The organism is Nitrospirales bacterium, assembly GCA_031315865.1.
Lineage (GTDB): Bacteria > Nitrospirota > Nitrospiria > Nitrospirales > UBA8639 > JAGQKC01.
Genome location: JALDRJ010000002.1, coordinates 530093 through 545611 on the forward strand (window position 1 = coordinate 530093; position 15519 = coordinate 545611).

13 protein-coding genes and 1 pseudogene are annotated in these 15519 nt (G+C 49.2%); 9 read left to right on the plus strand and 5 right to left on the minus strand.

The window, feature by feature from the left end; genetic code table 11:
* Positions 1 to 99 precede the first annotated feature (99 nt).
* The 7 genes from MRJ96_02445 (at position 100) to MRJ96_02475 (ending at position 6671) form a co-directional block, all read left to right on the plus strand.
* Positions 100 to 1944, plus strand: coding sequence for a hypothetical protein (locus MRJ96_02445; GenBank protein MDR4500301.1), 1845 nt, complete (start codon positions 100 to 102; stop codon positions 1942 to 1944).
* A gap of 449 nt (positions 1945 to 2393) precedes the next feature.
* Positions 2394 to 3275: a hypothetical protein gene (locus MRJ96_02450; GenBank protein MDR4500302.1), complete on the plus strand. Its 882-nt coding sequence runs from the start codon at positions 2394 to 2396 to the stop codon at positions 3273 to 3275.
* A gap of 99 nt (positions 3276 to 3374) precedes the next feature.
* Positions 3375 to 4325: a hypothetical protein gene (locus tag MRJ96_02455; protein ID MDR4500303.1), complete on the plus strand. Its 951-nt coding sequence runs from the start codon at positions 3375 to 3377 to the stop codon at positions 4323 to 4325.
* Positions 4326 to 4351: 26 nt separating this feature from the next.
* Positions 4352 to 4744 carry a hypothetical protein gene (locus MRJ96_02460; GenBank protein ID MDR4500304.1) on the plus strand — a complete coding sequence of 131 codons (393 nt, stop codon included), beginning with the start codon at positions 4352 to 4354 and terminating at the stop codon, positions 4742 to 4744.
* Positions 4745 to 4750: 6 nt separating this feature from the next.
* Positions 4751 to 5203 carry a curli production assembly/transport protein CsgE gene (locus tag MRJ96_02465; protein ID MDR4500305.1) on the plus strand — a complete coding sequence of 151 codons (453 nt, stop codon included), beginning with the start codon at positions 4751 to 4753 and terminating at the stop codon, positions 5201 to 5203.
* A 73-nt stretch (positions 5204 to 5276) separates the two neighbouring features.
* A complete protein-coding gene (locus MRJ96_02470; protein MDR4500306.1) occupies positions 5277 to 5699 on the plus strand; it encodes a curli assembly protein CsgF in 423 nt (140 codons plus the stop codon).
* Between the two features lie 21 nt (positions 5700 to 5720).
* A complete protein-coding gene (locus MRJ96_02475) occupies positions 5721 to 6671 on the plus strand; it encodes a hypothetical protein (GenBank protein ID MDR4500307.1) in 951 nt (316 codons plus the stop codon).
* A 312-nt stretch (positions 6672 to 6983) separates the two neighbouring features.
* On the opposite strand, the gene MRJ96_02480 is transcribed toward MRJ96_02475, so the two are convergent.
* The 4 genes and pseudogenes from MRJ96_02480 to MRJ96_02495 form a co-directional block, all read right to left on the minus strand.
* Positions 6984 to 8471, minus strand: coding sequence for an alginate export family protein (locus MRJ96_02480; protein ID MDR4500308.1), 1488 nt, complete (start codon positions 8469 to 8471; stop codon positions 6984 to 6986).
* Between the two features lie 647 nt (positions 8472 to 9118).
* A pseudogene (gene tatA / locus MRJ96_02485) lies at positions 9119 to 9253 on the minus strand (twin-arginine translocase TatA/TatE family subunit).
* Positions 9254 to 9342: 89 nt separating this feature from the next.
* Positions 9343 to 9651 carry a twin-arginine translocase TatA/TatE family subunit gene (gene tatA, locus MRJ96_02490; protein ID MDR4500309.1) on the minus strand — a complete coding sequence of 103 codons (309 nt, stop codon included), beginning with the start codon at positions 9649 to 9651 and terminating at the stop codon, positions 9343 to 9345.
* Between the two features lie 115 nt (positions 9652 to 9766).
* On the minus strand, positions 9767 to 11215 hold the full coding sequence (locus MRJ96_02495) for a class I SAM-dependent methyltransferase (GenBank protein MDR4500310.1): 1449 nt from the start codon (positions 11213 to 11215) through the stop codon (positions 9767 to 9769).
* Positions 11216 to 11396: 181 nt separating this feature from the next.
* Here MRJ96_02495 and MRJ96_02500 point away from each other — a divergent pair, with 181 nt between their 5' ends.
* On the plus strand, positions 11397 to 12092 hold the full coding sequence (locus MRJ96_02500; protein MDR4500311.1) for a hypothetical protein: 696 nt from the start codon (positions 11397 to 11399) through the stop codon (positions 12090 to 12092).
* A gap of 270 nt (positions 12093 to 12362) precedes the next feature.
* Entirely contained in the window at positions 12363 to 12623 is a 261-nt protein-coding gene (locus MRJ96_02505; protein ID MDR4500312.1) for a DUF4321 domain-containing protein, read from the plus strand.
* A gap of 91 nt (positions 12624 to 12714) precedes the next feature.
* Here the strand turns inward: MRJ96_02505 and uvrB are convergent, their stop codons facing one another.
* A complete protein-coding gene (gene uvrB, locus MRJ96_02510) occupies positions 12715 to 14721 on the minus strand; it encodes an excinuclease ABC subunit UvrB (protein MDR4500313.1) in 2007 nt (668 codons plus the stop codon).
* Between the last annotated feature and the right edge of the window lie 798 nt (positions 14722 to 15519).

The window sequence follows — 15519 nt, forward strand, 5'->3', positions numbered from 1 at the left end:
TTGCGTACATTGTCACTCGTTCTTACAAGGCCGTCAAGGTCAATCTGATGCGCCATTGAGCCGGTTGCATCTCCCCCAATCATCGGGTAGGTTAGGAATATGTCGAAACTTCTGAACAGACGGCTGCGCATACTTATTCCTCTGCTGTTACTCGCCTCCCTCGCGGCCTGTGATAAGATTTCTATTCCCCGCCTGTCGTTCGATGAGAAACCCGAGAAGAAGGTCCCCGTTTCCGTTATCTATCGCTTTGACCCGACGCTTTCTCAACACACACAGGAGGTCAACGCCTGTGGGCTTCCGTATACGATCAAAACCGGAGAAATCGTCGCTCAAACTTTTCTTGAAGTCGGACAAGAACGATTTGCATCGGTCACCACACTGCCTTCAGAGACGACGGAAGCGCCAGTCAACACCTCAGGCACGCTCACGATCGATCTGAAATTCATCCAGGCAAGCTTAGAGCCGGTCGGACGTTCTGGAGACGAAGACCGGTTTCGTGCCAATGTGGAACTCCAACTCCAAGCGGTGTACGAAGACTCGCAGGGCAACCCCCTGGCTCAAACCCCTCTGTCCTATGCCGAAACCATTTCCATGTGGACTCCCACATTGAGTGGACAGTCCCAATCATGCGTCACAGGACAATTTGATTCCGCGATGGAAAATGCTGCCGAAGCATTGGCCATGGATATGATCAGTGTTATCCCACGTCTCTACGGCCAGGCTGCGCCCACGCCCGCGGGAAATAACGAGTTCGCAACTCCGCTGTCCACGCAGTCGATCCCCGTTCAAAAACCGTCATTGACATTTCGAACGAGACTCCAGGACGCCAATGACAACCTCATCCTGGAGGGAGGAGAGGGCTTGATTCTTCAGGTGGAGACGACGAATACCAGTTCGATCATCCTTCCTTCGGCTTACGTCGAATTACGCGGAAGCCAGACCATCGTCGATGCCTTCTCGTTCGTGACCACGCTACCAATAGCAATCGGTCCTCTTCAGCCAGGCGAGACAAAAACCACTGAAGTGCACGGACGCATGCCGGAAACGGTGGACACGGAAAAAGGCGAACTCATCATCTCCATTTCGTTATCGCAGGGCATTCCTCCTGGCGCGCACAAGGTTCTTGCCGCGATTCAACCCCATATGCTGCCCTCCCCACAATCTCCATTAACGGCTCCAAAACCCCAACCATTACCTCAAGAGGGGAAACAACCAGCTTCTACAGATACGCCTTTCTTTGCCCTCGTAATCGCACTGGACGAATATCGAGATCCTTGGTCCGAAGCCTATCAATTTCCTGATGCACAAATCAGAACGCTCCTTTCTACCCTGTATTCGACAAACACTTTCACTCGCGATCACGTACGACTCTTGCGAGGAAAGCATGCAACGCGTTTAGACATCGAAGAAGCGCTGTTCACGTTAGCCAAAAATCATCTCACACCAGAGGCGACGCTCTTCGTGTATTTCGGAGGCCATGGGCTTATTGATCCGGAATCAGGAGAAGTTTATCTCACTCCTTACGAAGGATCGGTATCTGGTTCCAAAAAACGCCTGATCTCTCTTCGGAGCCTCCATCGAGTTCTTCAAAAACTCAATGTCAAACTGACATGTCTGTTTTTAAATATCCCTAAAATTCAGTACTTGGGACAACCAGATCTGACTGTCGGCATCGACAGCTCTCCATCACCCAATTGGAGTGGTGATCTTCTTTCGGCAAACGGAGAATCTGATAATCCGCATCTCGTCCAAGTTCGACGCCTGGTCGAAATAGACACGCCCAATTCGGAACTCTTACTCGCAGGACTGAGTGGATCTGCCGATGAGGATCATGATGGAGCCGTCACGCTTCGCGAACTGCTCGACCATATCAAGGGCATAGCCGAAATCCTCCCCCCTGATACCTATCAGCTCCAAGACTTCGACATCCTGTTAACTCAATAAGACGTACCCTGTTTCTCATCACCGACAAGTTGCGTCCGGCAATTTCCCAACTTATTACCGGAAAAGACCCGCCACTCTGCTGATGTGACCATACGGGATCTGAAACTGTATCCAGCTCAGTTTTCGTTCAACTCGCCAGAACCCATTTCAAAAGCTTTTCATGTTTCAACCTTTCAGATTTCTGGAGCGTGAACAGCATGGCCTGAGAGATATCCTCCAAAAAGAAGATCTCGAGTCCGTTATCCAAATCGATACAACATGTATGAATTTCAGGTGGGTAGGCCTACATTTTCATCGTGGTGGCTTATCCATTTAAATCATTTCAGAACGAAAAGACACGAAGTTTCTCGGGAGTTTTTCTATTTTCACTTCTGCGGTGTGAGCCTTGGCATTAATTCTGCTTTATCGAAATATATCCTATGCACATTCATTCAGAGAGGAGTTCATTTATGACATATCATTCATTATTCAGACAACGTGCATGCCATCAACGAATTGAGACAGACGGTCGTTATCGAACGGTATCCAGTAAAAATATGCTTACCTCTTTTTCGTGCACGCTATCGAATCATATCGAGAAAATCGTGTTGCCCTTGTGTTTGACGTGTTCTCTTCTACCAAACGCCGGAGCATTGAGTGCAGACAATACGGCTCTGATCACCCAATCAGGTGACAATCAAAGAGGGACGATCATTCACGAGGGCAACCAACTTCAGGCGTCTCTTGCACAACAGGGCCTCGACCATGACATCAGCATCGAACAGGTTGGCGATAATCACATCGTTTCATCTCAGCAGGAAGGAGCGAATCACATCACGCACATCACGCAAATAGGACAGGGACATGACGCCACGCTTTCGCAACAGGGAGACGACAATCAGATCTTGCTGAGTCAAGATGGCGAATTCCACGAAGCCGACATCCATCAAGGCCCCTTATCCGAATCGAGTCTCGTCACACTCGATCAGTCTGGAACAGCCCAGTCTTCATCCGTTACGCAAGATGGGATTTTCAACACGATCGCGCAATACCAGCAGGGAGAGATCAACAGGCTTATCGCCACTCAAGTAGGAGACGAGAATGCAATCAGCCAGGTCCAAGATGGAACAGGAAACCTGGCCTCCGCCACACAATATGGCACGGGGAATACCATCTCTCAAACACAAATCGGGAATGGCAATACGGCCGAAGCCCGACAGTACGGTCAAGATAACGCCATCACACATACACAAATCGGCGATGGGCTGGAATACGCCATTACACAAGACGGACAGGGACTTGCGATTACCATCACGCAAGATATGACCGGCACGATCGCGGTCAGCCCTTAGCACTCCAGGGAAAGGGTGCGGCTCGTCCCGGCGCGCAGGGCGAGAAATTACATTCCCATGTGAGTTCACACATTCATCCAATTTATCAAGGAGGGTCTTATGTCAAACAGACTAAACAGGTACAGACCGTTTACCGGACTTGGCACCGCAATTTTCTTTGCGTTACTGACCTCAAATGCCTGGGCATCAGTGCCGAACAATCAGGCCGACATGAATCAGAGCGGAGACGACAACGTGGCCACGATTGTCCAAGCACCTGACCCAGACGGCATCCGCTTGCAAGCGTATATCACTCAAGTAGGCGATCAAAACGCTGCCGAGATTATTCAGGAGAACTCATCAGAAGAGAACGTAGCAAGAATTACGCAGGACGGTAATGGGAATTTTCTAGCCTCCATTTTACAGACGAATAATTCCACTCAAAACGAGGCCACGGTCAATCAAGGCGGGGATGGGAACTTCGCGCTGATTCATCAGTGGTTCGATTCTGAAAGCAATCTCGCAACGATTGAGCAAGGCGGAGACAATAATCAAGCAGAAGTACATCAAGAAGACGGGTCAGTGCAAAACGAAGCCTGGATTACTCAAGGTGGAGACGGAAACTACGCACTAGTTTTTCAAGATGATAATTCAGAACTGAACTATGCCGAAGTCGATCAAGGCGGGGATGGAAATACCGCAGAGGTATATCAGGGATTTAACTCAGAACTTAATCAGGCCAGCATTAATCAGGCTGGTGACGGCAACACGGCAGAAATTGATCAAGAGGCCAGCCAGGAGAATGTCGCCGATATTGATCAATCGGGGAATAACAATGTTCAAGCGACCATCTTGCAAATAGATGGGGCTGAACATAACCTGGCCAGCATTCATCAGAGCGGCAATGGAAATGACGCCTTCATCGATCAAAGCCAGGGTATGGATAACGTGGCGAACGTCGATCAATCAGGCGACGGCAACTTGGCCTTTGTCAACATGGTCGGACATGAATATGATGTGGTAACCGTCATGCAATCCGGCAACGGCAACGTCGTCCAATACAACCCGTAAGACTCCAGAAGGCCCAGGGGCTAGAGATGTTTCATCGTCATACAAACCGAACATGGAGCGCCGACCACACGTGGTGGGCGCTCCTCCTGGGGTCTTTGATATGGATTGGCCCCGGATTCGCGGAAAGTCATCATCCATCCTTCAGTACAACACCGAAAGTTCACGACATGAATTCCAATCGTCAAATTATCATTCAACAGGGTTCCGAGAATCGAAAAAGGATCAAACAGACCGGAAACGGTCTGGACGTATGGCTCAAACAGGAAGGAGATCGCAACGATGCCGACATTGCTCAGAAGGGAGAACAGAATGTCGCGACGTCTGTTCAGGAGGGTAATAAGAACTCAAACCGAATTCGGCAACAAGGCTCCGGCAATCGCGCGACAACCATCCAACGTGGCACAAGACAAAGGAAGTAATCTTCAATGACGGTGTTTCCTGGGAACCCTCATCGGCTCAAGTCTCTCTTCTTTGCCCGATGTTCACTGCTCATGGTTTGTGGTGTCGTTTGTCTGCTTTTGCCTCTGTCTCTTGAATCTGTTCTAGCCTTGGATGAGGAGTCCGAGGAAAGGTTTCTGGGGATTTCAGGGTTGGTGGTGGATGAAACGCGTACAGTCGTCGGACGACACTTTTATGAAGCCTTTACCAAAAAATGGTCCGGTCTATCGTCAACCACTCAAAATATTGTCATTGGAGAGTTAGCCGATCCTCGGTTTGGCAGTATCGTATCAGTGACCATTGGAGAAACGATTGTCTTTCGACGCCTTTTGCCCCCTCGTCTGGGAGACCTCGAGGAAGCCGTCAGCACAGCCATCACCAATCTTCGACAGACCTTGACCAATCAGGAACGTGTTCAACAACAGTTAGATATGTACTGATACATGATCGAACGTTTCGTATACGTTGAATGGGCCAAATAGACAACAAGGGTCAAACCAGGAGATAAGAACAATGCTTAGAACAACTCTCCACTTAATAATGCTCTTATTCGTGTTCACCGTCACTTCAGCAGCATCACCGTTGCTTGCCTCGGAACTCCGTCATCAATTTATCAACCCGAACTTCGGCGGGAATCCCTTTAATGCTCAACCGTTGCTCAATTCAGCCGTCCTGCAAAATAGCTTCGAAGAAGCTGAAACAAGTGACACGACGGTCTTAGGAGATTTTCAATCACGGCTGGACCGAGCCATTCTCAACCGGCTTTCGCGTGAAGTGGTCGCAGAAGTGTTCGGGGAAGAAAGTGATTTGCAAGCCGGAACATTTAACACCGGAAATTTTGAAGTCGAAATTTCAGAAGACGTGGATGGAGTCACGATTGGAATCGTCGATACGCTTACGGGCGATACCACGCAGATTCAAGTCCCGTTCTTTTAAGGATAAAGGAGAACTGTTCTTATGAGACGCTATCGTCACCCAGGAATCCTATTGCTTCTTCTCTCAGTTGTGAGTCTTGTCTCACATGGCTGCTCGACGTTCATTCAACCACTATCCAGTGGAAAAGCGGAGGTGGGCTATGAATCACAAGTCTTTCAGCAACTCGTTTCCCTTCCACCTCCCACAGAACCCATCGTCGTCGTGGTGTATAAATTTCGTGACCAATCCGGACAATACAAATCCAGTGACACCGTCTTGCAATACTCGACAGCGGTGACACAAGGCGCGACATCATTATTGATCAAGGCTCTAATGGATGCCGGAAACGGAAAGTGGTTTACGGTCCTGGAACGAGAAGGACTATCCAATCTGCTCAACGAGCGAAAAATCATTCGCCAAACACGCAAGCAGTATACAAACGGAGACCAACAACTCCCACCTCTTCCACCGCTCCTTTACGCACCGATTCTCCTTGATGGCGGTATTGTCGCATATGAATCGAATCTCTTGAGTGGCGGTATGGGAGCTCGGTACTTTGGCGCTGGTGGCTTTACGGAGTTTCGTCGGGACACGGTAACGGTAGACCTCCGAGCCGTTTCAGTCAAGCGGGGCACCATTCTTAATACGCTCCAAACCCGTAAAACCATCCTTTCCGCCAAACTGGAAGGTGGACTCTTCCGTTTTGTCGACCCCTTGCGATTATTGGAGATTGAAGTAGGCCTTGCCAGCAATGAGGCCCCACAGATGGCTGTGCGGGAAGCCATTGAACTCGCTGTCTATGGTCTAATTCTTGAGGGCGTCAAAGATAACACGTGGGCATTTAAAGATCCGAAGGCAGGAACCCATATTTTGGCTTCGTACTTTGAAGAAAAACGTGAAAAGCTACAACCTCCTAAGAAACTCGCACAGGCCGCTGATACGCCTGAGTCGGATTCGCTGTTTGGAGGTAACACAGAAGATAAGGACTGGTGAAAATCTTCAGATGTGCCTTATAACCGTTTCAGTGACTCCGAAACGATACAGCGCTCCGGTGTACGACTTTGCTCTTCAAGACGTGATAGAAACATCAATGTTTGTCAGAGTATCCAAGCGGGTGTCACCTTCCGCATGATTCATCGTCGTAACGTGCGGAGTTTGTCATCTTTGCCGATTCGAGCGTATCTGGATTCGCTATAATCTTTTAATTAGGATAAAGACAAATCCCCGCCGGGTACTGGGGCCCGGCGGGGATTCATTCGTCAGGATAACGGGGAGGTTGTTGTCCCCTATGTCAGTAATGAACGTTTAGAAGTTGATCCAGAGTTGGGTGTAGCCCCAGTTCTGATCAGCCGTTCCAAACCCATTCTTTTTGTTGTAGTCACCGGTGAAGAAGTGACCATAACCCAATTGCCATCCCACCTTATTATCTTGGAAAAACAGGGTATAGACGACATCGATTTCGCCACCCAATGACTTTTCATTGTTACCGGCAGGAGTTTGCTTGAAGATACTTTGATTCGCTCCATACCAGTTATCGTCTTCATTCGCTAACCGCATGTAATGTCCAGCGATTTCAAAGTGGCTGTTCTTGGTGGGCCGTAATTGCAAATTACCACCGAACGTCATCATGTTCTGCCAAGACATCAAGTCCATGTAACCAAAGTGAATGTGGTTTGTGGGGAAGAGCTGACTGAATGTTTCTTGCTTTCCATCCGTAGGATCATCATCACCAGAACCATAGTTGAATTCGGCGCCGATTCGTGGTTGCATCGGAACCGGCAAGGTGACACCCGCATCCGCATGAACGGCGTAGGCTCTGATATCTCTATTGGTAGCACCACCGACCGCACCGACTTTTCCAACCTGATAATACCCTTCAACTGTGGCATCAACGATACCTTGCTTTGTAGCAATACGAGCACCGAGTGTGTGCCGTTCTTGATTCGACTGTTGTCCACCGCCTAACGGCTGGAGATTCGCGCCATTCCCGCCGGGACCGGCACCAATCCCGCCATCTTCGTAAATCCAGGCCGGTTCAATCGCGGTACCGGCAATATTCATTGGCAAACGAACAAAGAGGATGTTGGCATCACCACCATATGCGTTACCACCGTTCGGGTTTAAACCGCAAGCTCCAGCGTTTTGGGTACAATTGCCTTCTCCAACCTGCAACCACCCCAATTCTACAGGAACGACGCCGTGGTTATAACGAAGCGTGACCCCGTCGAAGGTGAAACCGACGTTGTTCCAATCAAAGTGCCCGAAGATCCGGTGATTTCCCCATACGACGAGCTGACGTCCCGCTTTGAGTGTCAGGTTCTTCGTTAAGAAGTTTCTGATCAACATATACCCTTGGCGCAAAAACAGATTATTGCCTGAACTATTTGGGTTACCAGTCCCAAAGTTGTTGGAAACCTGGGCCTGGACGAAGAAGACAACGTCCGGAGAAACATCGTAATTGAATCCCAATCGAATGAGTTGTTGCGTGAAATATTGATTGTTCTTTTGTGCTGCTCCGACCGCATTTGTACCGAAACCCGCATTGGTTCTGAATTCCGGACGAACCCGCATGTCTCCAGAAATCGTGAGATTCTTGAAGTCAAAGGCCTTACTTTGTGGTGGATCAAAATTCTGATACGGAAGTAAATCTGGAATGGCGCGAGGAACTGCAGGAACATTCGTGTTCTGGTCTGTCGCCGGCGTCGTCTTTTGTGCAAAGACTGGCACAGCGGACATCGTCACGATCAGACATGCAGCCGTGAACCACTTCGAAAAACGATGAAAATCTCTCATTGCACTCCTCCTGTTAATTGAGCCCCTCATCTTACTTCAGGGGACAGTGACAAACAGTTGTTCTCACTAAGGACCCATCACCTTAATGAGAACAAAGCATTACTCGCGTCTTTCTTTCCTCCCTTAATCCAATTTTCTGACTAGCACTATATTTAATAGTGCATCTGATCAATTGATTCTTCGTCGCCACAAACACCACGAAACCAACGTTCACGATTTTGCTAAAACCATACCACTTTCAAAAAAATCGTTTAACCTACTGATATTGCTCACAAAATTATACTCTCTCGAGTTTGTGATGACTCTTGAGAGTATTTCAAGAATGAGACGTTTCGTTGCAAAAACACAACAGAAGGAGGTAGCTAAACCATCGAATTCCTCTGTATTTCCAGGTGATTTAGCTTTGAAGTGGAGATCACTTGAAGAACGTAGGTTGCAATTAAAAAGTCAAATGAGGCCAAGGAACCCGTGGATCTCCCCTCTTCCAACTGCTAAACGAGTCTGTCACCTCCTTGCGGTTCATTGACAGAGTCTGTCGCCCCTTTGATATGTTCTTCCGCTTCCTTTACGGATGCTTCCAAGTCCTGCTCAACAGCTTTGAATTCTTGCTGAATCATATTGATCTCTGGCTCTACCGACTGTCGGAGGTCTTCCGTGGTTTCCTTGAAGCCCTTGACTGCCTTGCCGACTTGCTTGCCGATCTCTGGTAATTCTTTAGGGCCAAACAGGAGAAAGGCGATCACGAGAATGATCAATATCTCCATGGCTCCGAGACCAAACATCGTAAATTTTCGTTAAACGTGAGATGGAAGACGAAAATACATGGGTGAGTCTATTCTTCTCAGGCTTCACGCCTTTCGCCTCACGAATATTATCCTTGTCTAGCTTGTTCTGGTTGGGGAGATTGAACGGTCTCATGTTGAGGTGGCGGCGGCGTATTCACCTGAGCCGTTTGTTGCGCTTGAACCTGTTCTGGCTGCTGCGGGATTTCTTGGCTGGCCATTGGCTGATCAGGATTGGGAGTCACATCCAGCGCATCAGCCTCATGGACTGACTTTTTGAAGCCTTTGATCGCTTTTCCCAACCCTTCTCCAAGCTGTGGAATCTTTCCTGCGCCAAAGATAATCAGCACGATAATCAAAATCAGGAGTAATTCCATCCAGCCAAAAGACCCGATCATAAACAAACCTTTCGTTGCACCAGTAGATTTATATCCCTTGACATCCTTCTATTTGGGTGCGGCTAGTATACGTGAGCAAGGCGGAAAAATCTATAGGAATTTACACTAATGCAGCTTAAGAGGAAGAGAGGAAAAAGTGCGTATAGTCCACTAAATTCGGTGGCATCTGAAGGATCATACGGATCCCCTCTCCATCATAGCCTAATTCTTCAAGGCTTGATTGCACCTTCCGTATTTCTGATTCCGTGATGTAGGCGATCGTGTCAGGCAGACCATTCGGGTTCAATCCACCAAGTATCGCGGAAAGTTTGGCACGTTCGTCAGCTGGAGTAGATTCGCGTATCGGAAAATCGATTGTTTGCCGGTAAGGACTCGCGTACCCGGAATTGATGACTTCAAGCGTGCGAACAACGAGCGCGTCGAATTCCCAAGAGTCCGACTCAGGAAGACGAGGATGGGCAGCCAAGAGATCCATGAGCGTTAACACATTCTCGCCCAACCCGTTTCCCACGAATTCCCGTTGGGCTTCGATGACGAGATTCTTGGCTCCAAGATGACGGCCGATGTCTTCAAGCAAGGCAAAATTAACCATGAAACTGAATTGCCCGCCGTGCACGGAATAGCACGGCTTATCCGGATCATTCAGGACTTGGCTGTCAGCCGTGCCGGCATCAAAGGCGCTCATTCCGATGGCGTCAGGCGATAACAGGCGCATCGCCTCCTTGATCGAAGCCGACGCACCCGTATTGATAGGAACCAAGACTTCCTCATCGATATGCTTCATGAACTCACTGATGGTCCGACGAAATGATAACGACTTGGCTTCCACCTCGTGGTATTCGCGTTCCCAAACCAGATCTTCCAAAAAGCTCGGAAATTCCCGCAGCACTTGAATGTCTTTCTGGTCAAATGCCTGAACGAACCCGGACCAGTCTTGAATTTCTGCAAGTTTTGATTCGCTCACATTGGGACGAATCTGTTCTTCACGCAACTCGCTGGCTTTCCGCAAAATCAATTTTGTTGGAAGTTCGCTCCACAGTTCATTACAAATGATTCGATCAACCGTTCCATCCTGAAATTCCTGAAGGTCTTCGACACGCCCATTCGTGAATGTCACCTTCGCTTGATGCCGCGCAAAGGCAGGGTTGTTCCGGGCTTCTTCGAGCACCACGGCGTTCTTATCGATTAACTGATACTGCAGGCGTGGATAATACCGGCCCGAAACATCTAATTCTTTGAAACGATCCAAAAAACACGCGGCTAAATTTCCATTTCCACATCCCCACTCCATCACGATCAATGCCGATTCAGCATCTTGTTGAGCGTTGTCTCCTCCGGAATCATGCCGTTGGTCCCGTTGACCGAGACGTCGGTAGTAATCTCCCGCCAAGGCATAGGCTAAACGATAATCCGCGGATGCGAATGTTTGATAAAACTCCCGAAGCCTGTTGCCCCGAAGTCCGTAGAACACATCATTAATATGGATTTGCCATTGATCGACCGGTCGAAAATCTCCGATAATTTGGGGAAGGGCATCCGGATCCAACGAAGATTGCGCTGACATAATAATTACACTCCAAATATATTCGCAAGCTATTGAATTTATTAAATAAAGCTTGACATTGTAGCAGGCCATTTATCAGCCTGCAAGACAATGTCAGGCATTCTTGACAGATCACAGTTGATCCACCTACGTTCCACGCATGTCTATGGCACAAGCTAAAACGCAGTACAACTGATGCATCATGCGAATGTCTATAGCCGCTAAGAACAATACTTTTCCCACGCAACATCTCACAATCTTCTGGCTTACGATCAGCTGTCTCTTGCTGACTCTTTCTAGTGCATTGAGCAAGGAAGCTGTCGAATCTCCCCCTCCACCGGTGTTTCAACCTCACGAGACTCAGCATGGTTTTTCAGAATTCGATTCATTGCCAGAAATCCCTTCCTCAATCCCAAACTCGTCGACAGACCACCCATCTTCCTTGGATGACAGCTCCAAGAATGACCTCGATCAACCACCAGAAGGCCTCTTTTTTCATCTAGACTTTGCCAAAAGCTATGAGGCCGATGAAGGTATTCGGCGAGGCCACTTCGTCGTTCCCGTCAGTCCAAACACGGTCTTTCCTCCAGATGACAAACCCATCTTTCTGGTGTTTCGCGTGCATCAACACTATGGCGTATACCAAGTCTTCGGTCGGCTTTACCCGGAACAGGTCGACACTCTTGACCCTCTCACATTGCTCGATGAAGACACCATGCATTTAGCGACAGAAGATGACAGCGGATATCTCCAATTCGACCCGCCGAATAAGCAATGGCTACCTGGTTCCTATCGCGTAGAAATCTTTGTAGGATTTGAAGCCACGATGCTCAATAAAATGGGAACCATGCGATTTTCCGTGCACGCGCCCACGCCTCCCGCTCATCGCAAGCCATAGTCCCTGTCTGGCCAGATCAGCCAAGAACGACCCTTCATACATGCTTGACAGGTCCTAGACCTTCTAGTACTGTGTGAGCAGTTTACCTTAGGCAGTAATTGCCGCTTCACTTGATGCGCGATTGCTTGGGTTTCGCCCATCGCTTAAGTCGGACGGACTCTTTTTGATTGGACGTTTTTGAAACACGCTATCGGCTTCCCCTTCTCCATCGATTCTTCTTTTGCGAGATGCAGGTTCTATGCATCGCCTCATCATGAGGAATATGCGTAAATGAGAAAAACAGGCTGGACGCTCCTCATGTTCGTCCTTATTGGCGGACTGTTTGGGGGAGTCTTAGGTGAGATTTTTCGGGTCGTCACGCCACCAGGAACGATTCAAAATATCTTTGCCAGATCGTTGGCTCCGGGTCTCGACCCGCCCGTCACCCTGGACTTGGTCTTAATCAAAGTGACGTTCGGATTTCTTCTCAAAATGAATTTCTTTACCTTCGTCGGCGCAATCCTTGGATTCTACCTCTATAAAAATTTGTGACTCCAACATTCTAGAAACGTTCGCCACGGTTCAACGAAAGGATTTCTCCACCAGTCAGGCTCTATTGTGAGATAACCGTCAGGTTCTCTCTCTATCCCCCTATCTGCAGTTCTTTTTGCCGCAGACGTTTGATCGCATCGCGCAATTTAGCCGCCTTTTCAAATTCCAGAGCTTTGGCCGCCGCCTTCATCTCCTTCTCTAAACTTTGAATGGCTTTGTCCACCCCGCCTTCAACCCTATAGACTTCTTCTTCCTCAGCCGCGACATTGAGTTCCATGTAGTCTGCCTCGGCAATGTCATACGCCAAATCATGGATCCGCTTCACGATGGTTTCTGGAGTAATGCCATGGGCCACATTATAGGCCTGTTGGATGTGTCGGCGCCGGCCTGTCTCATCCAACGCCACACGCATCGATTCGGTGATCACATCCCCGTACAAGATCACCTTGCCCGTACTGTTTCGCGCCGCGCGCCCGGCCGTTTGAATGAGCGCGCGCTGCCCACGAAGAAACCCTTCCTTGTCCGCATCGAGCACCCCCACCAGACTGACTTCGGGAAGATCAAGTCCTTCGCGCAGCAGATTAATCCCCACCAGGACATCAAAGACTCCACGTCGAAGATCTCGAATAATCTCGGCACGCTCGAGTGTTTTGATATCTGAATGCAGGTAGCGCACCTTTAAGCCCACATCGTGGTAATACTCCGTCAAGTCTTCCGCCATCCGTTTCGTGAGCGTTGTCACGAGGACACGATACCCCTTCGCGATCGTGTTGCGGATTTCATGAAGAAGGTCTTCCACTTGACCCTTTGCCGGCCTGACTTCCATCACCGGATCAATCAATCCGGTTGGACGAATAATCTGCTCGACCACGGCCCCGCCCGCATGCCTCAGTTCATACGGACCAGGCGTGGCGGATACGTACACGACTTGATGCATGCACTGCTCGAACTCCGGAAACTTCAAGGGACGGTTATCCAACGCCGACGGCAAACGAAACCCGTAATTCACGAGATTCTGCTTCCGCGAATGATCGCCCTCATACATTCCACCAAACTGAGGGATCGTGACATGCGACTCATCGACCATCAGGAGAAAATCCTTTGGGAAATAGTCTAGTAAGGTCGGGGGCGGCTCTCCAGGAGACCGGCCGCTGAGGTGTCGAGAATAATTCTCGATGCCATGACAGTACCCCATCACGCGAATCATTTCGAGATCAAACTTCGTCCGTTGTTCGATCCGTTGCGCCTCCAACAATTGGCCATGACGTTGAAAATAGGCGATGCGTTCCTCCAGCTCTTCTTCGATACCGTGAATCGCCCGTTCATGACGATCTGGCGCGATCACATAATGACTCTTGGGATAGATGGGAATCTTGGGGATCCGCCGCAAGGATTGCCCAGTTAATGGATCGATCTCATACATGGCCTCGATTTCATCGCCGAACATTTCCACACGTATGGTATTTGAATCGGAAGCGGCCGGGAAGATTTCGATGACGTCTCCCCGGGCACGAAACATCCCACGCTGTAATTCCAGATCATTTCGCGAGTATTGAATTTCGACGAGTTTGGCGAGCATCGCCTCGCGTCGAATCTCCATACCCTCTTCCAGGTAGAGCAACATGCCGTGGTACACCTCAGGAGAACCCAGGCCGTAAATACAGGACACCGACGCTACGATAATGATGTCGTTTCGTTCCAGTAGAGCCGTCGTCGCGGCATGACGCATCTGGTCGATAGTGTCGTTGATCGAAGCATCTTTCGCGATGTAGGTATCGGTCGTGGGAATATAGGCTTCGGGCTGATAATAGTCGTAGTAACTCACGAAATACTCGACGGCATTGTCGGGGAAAAACCCCTTGAATTCCTGGTAGAGCTGAGCGGCTAACGTCTTGTTATGGACGACCACCAAGGTTGGCCTCTGGACATTCGCGATCACATTGGCCATCGTGAAGGTCTTACCTGAACCGGTCACCCCGAGGAGAACTTGATGAGGCTTTCCCTTCACAATGCCATCAGAAAGCGAAGCAATCGCCTTCCCCTGATCCCCTTTGGGGGAATAATCCGACTGTAGTGAAAATGTCTGGTCAGTCACCATACTCTCAATCTACCACGAGTCCGGTACATTCGACATCGATACCTATGCCGATACCTGGCTTCAAGAGGATGACAGGAAAATTTCGTAACTCAGAATCAGTGAGGTGATCGTGTCTGCTGGAACCTGGCTGCGGTCATGTGGGTGAACGAACAGCCCTGTCATTGGTTTGCGGATTAGTAGAACAGCCCAATAGTGCGTCCGTCATCGACTCCTATGACATTGGCCGCCGGCACACGGGGGAGTCCCGGCATGGTCAGAATTTCGCCCGCGTTGATACATATTACATATAGATATATGACTTGCTCTTGAAAATACCTCATTGACGTACCGAAAACCACCGTCACGAAATTGCAGGCCTTAGCAAAACGGCAAAATACGTCCCGTGCCGAGCTCATTCGTCAGGCCGTAGAGCGCAATCTGGAAGCCCATCAGAAACCTATTGATGATTCCGCAGTACTTGGGATTTGGAAATCTCAAACGCGTGATGCGATCGTGATCGAAAACCAACTCCGATCAGAGTGGGGAATTCATGAACGCCGTCCTCGACGCAAATATCCTGATTGACTATCTGCAGGGACATCGTGCTGCAAAGCATGAACTGAATCGATACTCACCACCTTCGTCTCCCGTCTCCCTGACACGATCATCTAGACCTCGGCACCAACTATACTGGGGCACCTCTAAAAACGAGGATTTTTCTGTGAGGGCAAGGAAACCGCAGTATATGTGGAAATACGAGGATTTGAGCACACAGTTGATGCCGTCATCAAGGAAAAGGACAGTGTTTAGAGGCGCCGA